The following is a 5,760-nucleotide window of genomic DNA, read 5'->3' on the forward strand; positions in this document are numbered from 1 at the left end:
CTGGAACGCGTCGGCACGCTGGCCGGCTTTGCCGGCGGCCTCGTCGACGAAGTGCTGATGCGCATTGCCGACGCGTTCCAGACCGTGCCTGGTTTCCTGCTGGCGCTGGCTTTCGTCAGCGTGGTTGGCCCCTCGCTCGGCGTCGTTGTCGTGGCCATAGCGCTCGGAACCTGGACTGGACCGGCGCGCATTGCCCGCGCGGAAGTGCTGTCGATCCGCGAGCGCGACTATGTCGCCGGTGCCCGTGTCATCGGCATGCATCCAATGGAGATCGCCTTTCGCGAAGTGCTGCCCAACGCCTTGCCGCCGGTGCTGGCGATGTCATCGGTGATCGTCGCCGCCGCGATCCTCACCGAAGCGGCCCTGTCCTTCCTTGGCCTCGGCGATCCCAACCGGGTCACCTGGGGCGGCATGATCGCGGAAGGCCGCACTGTCTTGCGCACCGCGCCGTTCCTGTCGATCGTCCCGGGCATTGCGCTGGTGTTGACGGTATTGAGCGTCTATCTCGCCGGCGAAGGCATCGTCGAGACGACGGCCGTGCGCAGGGGCCTGTCGTGACCGCGCTGGCGTCGATCCGCGATCTCTCGGTGACCTACCGCCGCGATGGCATCGAGGTCACGGCGCTGAAGAACATCACTATCGATCTCCACGCAGGCGAACGGCTTGCGATCATCGGTGAAAGCGGTTCGGGCAAGAGCACCCTGGCGCTGGCGATCGCGGGGTTGTTGCCACTGTCTTCGAAAATTGAAGGCAGCATCGAGTGGTTCTCTCTACCAACGTTAGATGCCGTAGAACGCAGAACGCCAAAGTCTCACTCCGGACAAAACCTGACACCCCTCCTCGGCCGCGACATCGGCTTCGTCTTTCAAGATCCCTCCGCAAGCCTCGATCCCGTGATGACCATCGGCAAGCAGATCGCCGAAGTCGCCCGCACCCATCTCGGCCTCACATGGCAGCAGGCATACGCCAAGGCCAGAACCCTCCTCGAACGCGTCCGCTTGCCCGACCCTGACTCCGCCCTGCGCGCCTTCCCGCACCAGCTTTCCGGCGGCCAGAAGCAGCGTGTGGCGATTGCCGCCGCGATTGTCGCCGGGCCGAAACTGCTGATCGCCGACGAGGCAACCAGCGCGCTCGACACCATCGTGCAGGCCGAGATCGTCGCGCTGATCCGACGGCTGGTGGCAGAGGACGGCATGACGCTGCTGTTCATCAGCCATGACATCGCGCTCGCCGCCGAACTTGCCGAACGCATCGCGGTCTTCCGACAGGGCCAGTTGGTGGAGCTTGGCAAGACGGCGCAGATGATCGACGCACCCGCCCAAGCCTACACGCGCGCGCTGCTCGACGCCCATATCGGCCTCGACGCCCAACCCTTGCTGAACCGAAGCGGGCTGAATGGATGAGCCTGCTGACGGTGTCCAATCTCACCAAACGCTATGGTCGCGCCGGCAAGACCCTCGCCGCGGTGGACGATGTCTCCTTTCATATCGAGCCCGGCGAAACGCTGGCGCTGGCCGGGCCGTCCGGAAGCGGCAAATCGACGATCGCGCGACTGGTGTTGCGCTTGATCGAGCCGGATGGCGGAGGCATCGAATTCGAAGGCGATGATTTCTTGGCGCTGCGCGGCGCGCCCTTGCGTGTGCGCCGCGCCCGCCTGCAAATGGTGTTCCAAGATCCGCTCGCCGCCTTCAACCCACGCGCCACCGTGGCGCGCGTCCTCGACGACCCTTTGCGCATTCATGGCGTCGCCTCGCGCTCCGAGCGGCCGCGCCGCATCGCTGCCTTGCTGGAGCGGGTCGGCCTTGCGGCCGGTCTTGCACCGCGCGCCATCCATGAAATCTCCGGCGGCCAGCGGCAACGCGTGGCGATTGCCCGCGCCATCGCCACCAAGCCGTCGCTGATCGTGCTTGATGAAGCGGTGTCGGCGCTCGATGTCTCGGTGCGCGGCCAGATCCTCGATCTCCTGCTCGACCTGCAGCACCAGGAACGGATCGCCTATCTCTTCATTTCGCATGATCTCGGCGTGGTGCGCGCGATCGCCCACCGCGTCATCCTTCTCGATGGCGGGCGGATTGCCGAGAGCGGCGATGCCCGAACCGTTATCGACGCACCGCAATCGGCCGTCGGCAAGGCGCTGGTGGCGGCCGCGCCCAGATTGGACAGAAGCAGACCATGATCCGGTCTTCGAGCAAGATCACACCGAGAGAACCCGCCTATCCCCCGACCATCAGCCTGACGACTTCGTCATGATTGGTCTCGGAGATCTTGCGCTCGCCGGCCTGGACGCCGCGCCGCAGCACGACGATGCGGTCCGAAACCGCGAAGATGTCCTGCAGATTGTGCGAGATGAAGATCACGCCGCGTCCTTGCGCCTTGAGCTGGTGGATCAGCGAGATCACCTTGCGCTGCTCCGGCACGCCCAATGCCGCCGTCGGTTCGTCCATGATCAGGATCTGCGCATCCCAGTAGACGGCGCGGCCGATGGCGACGGCCTGGCGCTGGCCGCCGGAGAAATTGCTGACCGGGGCGTTCATCCGGCTGACATGGAAATCGAGCCGCTTCATCGTCTCCCTGGCGGCCTCTGCCATCGCCTTGCGATCGAGCACCGGCAGGAAGCCGAACGCCTTGCGCATCGGTTCGCGGCCAAGGAAGATGTTGGCACCGATCGACAGATTGTCGGCCAGAGCCAGATCCTGGTAGATCGTCTCGATGCCTTTTTCGCGCGCCTCCTGCGGCGTCGCGAAAGCCACTGGCTGGCCACCGAGCAGGATTTCGCCCCCCGTCGGCTGGAACACGCCCGAGATCGCCTTGATCAGCGTCGTCTTGCCGGCGCCATTGTCGCCGGCAAGCGCCACCACTTCGCCCGGCCGCACGGCCATGGAGAAATCGCTGAGCGCACGCACGGCGCCAAAATGCTTGGACAGGTTGCGGACTTCGAGCAAGGGAGTGTTCTGGTCGGTGCTATTCATCCTGGCGGCCTCCACTGAACCGGCGCTGCGCCTGGTCTATGAGCACGGAAATGATGATGACGACGCCGACGGCGATGAATTGCCAGAACGGCTCGACATTGACGAAGACCAGCCCGTACTGGATGACCGCGATCACCAGCGCGCCGGCGACCGTGCCCAGGATCGTGCCGGAGCCGCCGAACAGGCTGGCGCCGCCGATCACCACCGCCGCGACGCTGTCGAGCAGCAGCGGCTCGCCGGCTTGTGCCGCACCGGCGGTGAAGCGCGCTGCGTAGAGCGCCCCGCCAAGGCCGGCGCACATCGCCGACAGCACATAGAGCCGCAATATGTGGCCCCTGATATCGATGCCGGCGCGCCGCGCCGCCTGCACATTGGCGCCGATGGCATAATTGTGCTGGCCGAACCGCGTCTGGCTGAGCAGGTAGTGCATGCCGATGACGAAGACGGCAGCGATCATGACCAGATAGGGCACGCCATAGAACTTGCCGTTGCCGAGCAGCGCGAACCAAGAATTCTGCACCGGCACCGTGGTGCCGCCGGCAAGCAGGAAGGCAACGCCGCGCGCGACGCCGAACATGCCGAGCGTACCGATGAACGGCGGCACCCTGAGGCGTGAGATCAGCAGACCATTGATGATGCCGGGCACACCGGCAACGATCACGGCGGCGAGGATGCCCGCGAGCATGGCCAGCGGCAAGGGAATGGCGGCGCCCGCCATATTGGTGGCATGCGCTGCAACGACTGCGGCAAGGCCCATGATGAAGCCGAGCGACAGGTCGATGCCGCCTGAAATGATGACGAAGGTCTGGCCGGTCGCCAGCAGCAGCGGCGCTATCGCGAAGATCGCAATGGATTGCAGGTTGAACGGGTTGAGCACGAACGTCGCGCCGAAGGCGTATCTCGACCATATCTCGAAACAGATGATCAGGCCGGCAAGGAACAGCCAGGCGCGCCCTTCGGCGATGCGTCCGATCAGGCTCCTGGCCGGATCGCCATGATCGGCCTGGGGGGCGACATGCTTCTCGGCAGGCTGGGCTGGTGATGTCGAGGTCATGAATACTCCGCGGCGCGGCTGCCTTCAAACAGGCCCCGCCTTTTGCGGGACCCGGCGCGAACTCCCCCCGGCAAAACCGGGAGGAGCCAAGCTCGTCTGGGCTTACTCGGAGTAGAGATACTTCGAGATGTTCGGGTCCGCGATGTTCGACTTGTCCATGATCGTGAAGCCGGTGCCGATCGTGACCGGGATCGAATGGCCGGTCAGGTGGGCGTAGGCCGAAACCACGCCGTAATAGCCGATCTCGGCCGGATGCTGGGCGATTGCCACGTCCACGAGGCCGGTATTGATGTTGTCGACGATGCTGGTCGGTGCATCGAAGGCAACCACCTTGACGGTCCCCGTCTGCCCCGCCTGCTTGACGCCGTTGGCGGCGCCGAGCGCCGAGAACAGGTTGGCGCCGAACACGCCGACGAGATCGGGATTGCGCGCGAAGACAGCCTGCAGCTGCGAGGCCGCCTTGTTGGCGTCGTCGTCATTGAACTGGGTTTCCAGAACGGTGATGCCGGTATGCTTGGCCATCTCCTTCTTGAAGCCTTCTTCGCGCTGATCGGTGGTCGAAATGCCGGGCTTGACGTTCGACACATAGACCTTGCCCTTGTCGCCGATGGACGTGGCCAGCGCCCTAGCCGCGATCTCGCCGCCCAGCACATTGTCCGAGGCAATGTAGGCCAGCGGGAAATCGGCGTCGCCGGCACCCGTCTGGTAGGCGCCGCTGCCGATGAAAGTATCGACGGTTATGACCGGGATGCCGGCATCATTGGCCTTGCGCAGCGGTTCCACCAGCTGGACCTTGTCGGTGGGCGCGATCAGGATAGCATCCGGCTTCTTGGCGATGACCGCGTCGAGCACTGGCACCTGGGTGACCGGATTGAAGTCCGGAGCACCCTGGAAGACCAGGTTCACGCCGAGCGCATCGGCAGCCGCCTGAGCACCTTTGCGCATGGTGATGTAGAAGCCATCGGTGGTGAGGCCCGGAATGAGCGCAATGGTGTATTTCTTGTCCTGTGCCTGCGCGGGCGCCATCAGCACCGTCGCGCTGACGGCAAGCGCCGCGAGCGCGGCAACGATCTTCTTCATGACATCCTCCTCATTGTTGGCAATTCTGCCGTTTGCGGTGACATTGGAATGGCCGTCATCCGCGCGGGGGCAGGATGCCGACGGCCGGGAACGCCTGTTTGCCTTTCGCGGGCAGCTCCTCCCAAGCGCCCTCCAGTCTGTCAGCCGGTCCAGCCGACCGGCGCAATCGCCGTGCTCGCTTTCCTCGCCTCCGCCAGGTCAGGGAACACAGCGCCCGGCATGCCTGCACGCCGGGTCCGTATTTTGTAACACTTTGCAGAAATAAATTGCAACCCGGTTTTTCCGGGACGGCAACGCCGGCTTTTCCGGACACCGTCCAACGGCTCCTCGGAGCCCAGGCGAACTATCGTCCCGACTCCCCGGCGATACAATCGATTTCGCAACGGCTTCTATCCGCGCCACCGCGCGGCATCCGTCCGGCATATCTGCCGCTATCGCGTTGCAAGAACCGCGAGGATGGCCTGCGCCGTCTTGGTATCCGTCACCAGCGTGTTGATGAGCCCGGAACGAACGGCGCCGATAATTGCCGTCGCCTTCTCAGGCGAGGCGGCGACGCCGATCACCAGCGGCACGGCGCGAAGCTGCGCCGGCGACATGGCGATCATCCGGCTCTCCCCGTCCCAGGCGATCAGGGCGCCTTCTGCATCGAAGTAATGA

The 5,760-nt window shown here is 64.8% G+C and carries 7 protein-coding genes; 3 read left to right on the plus strand and 4 right to left on the minus strand.

From position 1 onward, the window contains the following. From EOA36_RS25360 to EOA36_RS25370, 3 genes are all read left to right on the plus strand, one after another. On the plus strand, nucleotides 1–558 hold a 558-nt coding region (locus tag EOA36_RS25360), incomplete at its 5' end, for an ABC transporter permease (RefSeq protein WP_145969304.1). Continuing rightward, the gene (locus tag EOA36_RS25365; RefSeq protein WP_189553344.1) at nucleotides 555–1,403 is read left to right on the plus strand and encodes an ABC transporter ATP-binding protein; all 849 of its coding nucleotides are present in this window, start codon (nucleotides 555–557) and stop codon (nucleotides 1,401–1,403) included. The genes EOA36_RS25360 and EOA36_RS25365, both read left to right, overlap by 4 nt. Further along, a complete protein-coding gene (locus EOA36_RS25370; RefSeq protein ID WP_127279897.1) occupies nucleotides 1,400–2,176 on the plus strand; it encodes an ATP-binding cassette domain-containing protein in 777 nt (258 codons plus the stop codon). The genes EOA36_RS25365 and EOA36_RS25370 overlap by 4 nt, the downstream gene beginning before the upstream one ends. Before the next feature lie 37 nt (nucleotides 2,177–2,213). On the opposite strand, the gene EOA36_RS25375 is transcribed toward EOA36_RS25370, so the two are convergent. The 4 genes from EOA36_RS25375 to EOA36_RS25390 all read right to left on the minus strand — a co-directional run. Then, complete coding sequence (locus EOA36_RS25375; RefSeq protein WP_127279898.1) at nucleotides 2,214–2,969, minus strand: ATP-binding cassette domain-containing protein; 756 nt, start codon at nucleotides 2,967–2,969, stop codon at nucleotides 2,214–2,216. Next, on the minus strand, nucleotides 2,962–4,023 hold the full coding sequence (locus tag EOA36_RS25380) for a ribose ABC transporter (protein ID WP_127279899.1): 1,062 nt from the start codon (nucleotides 4,021–4,023) through the stop codon (nucleotides 2,962–2,964). The genes EOA36_RS25375 and EOA36_RS25380 overlap by 8 nt, the downstream gene beginning before the upstream one ends. A gap of 102 nt (nucleotides 4,024–4,125) precedes the next feature. Further along, nucleotides 4,126–5,103 carry an ABC transporter substrate-binding protein gene (locus EOA36_RS25385; protein ID WP_127279900.1) on the minus strand — a complete coding sequence of 326 codons (978 nt, stop codon included), beginning with the start codon at nucleotides 5,101–5,103 and terminating at the stop codon, nucleotides 4,126–4,128. Between the two features lie 431 nt (nucleotides 5,104–5,534). Next, nucleotides 5,535–5,760: sugar-binding domain-containing protein (locus EOA36_RS25390; RefSeq protein ID WP_281040080.1), on the minus strand; the 226-nt coding region annotated here is incomplete at its 5' end.

This window comes from Mesorhizobium sp. M8A.F.Ca.ET.021.01.1.1 (genome assembly GCF_003998025.1).
Lineage (GTDB): Bacteria > Pseudomonadota > Alphaproteobacteria > Rhizobiales > Rhizobiaceae > Mesorhizobium.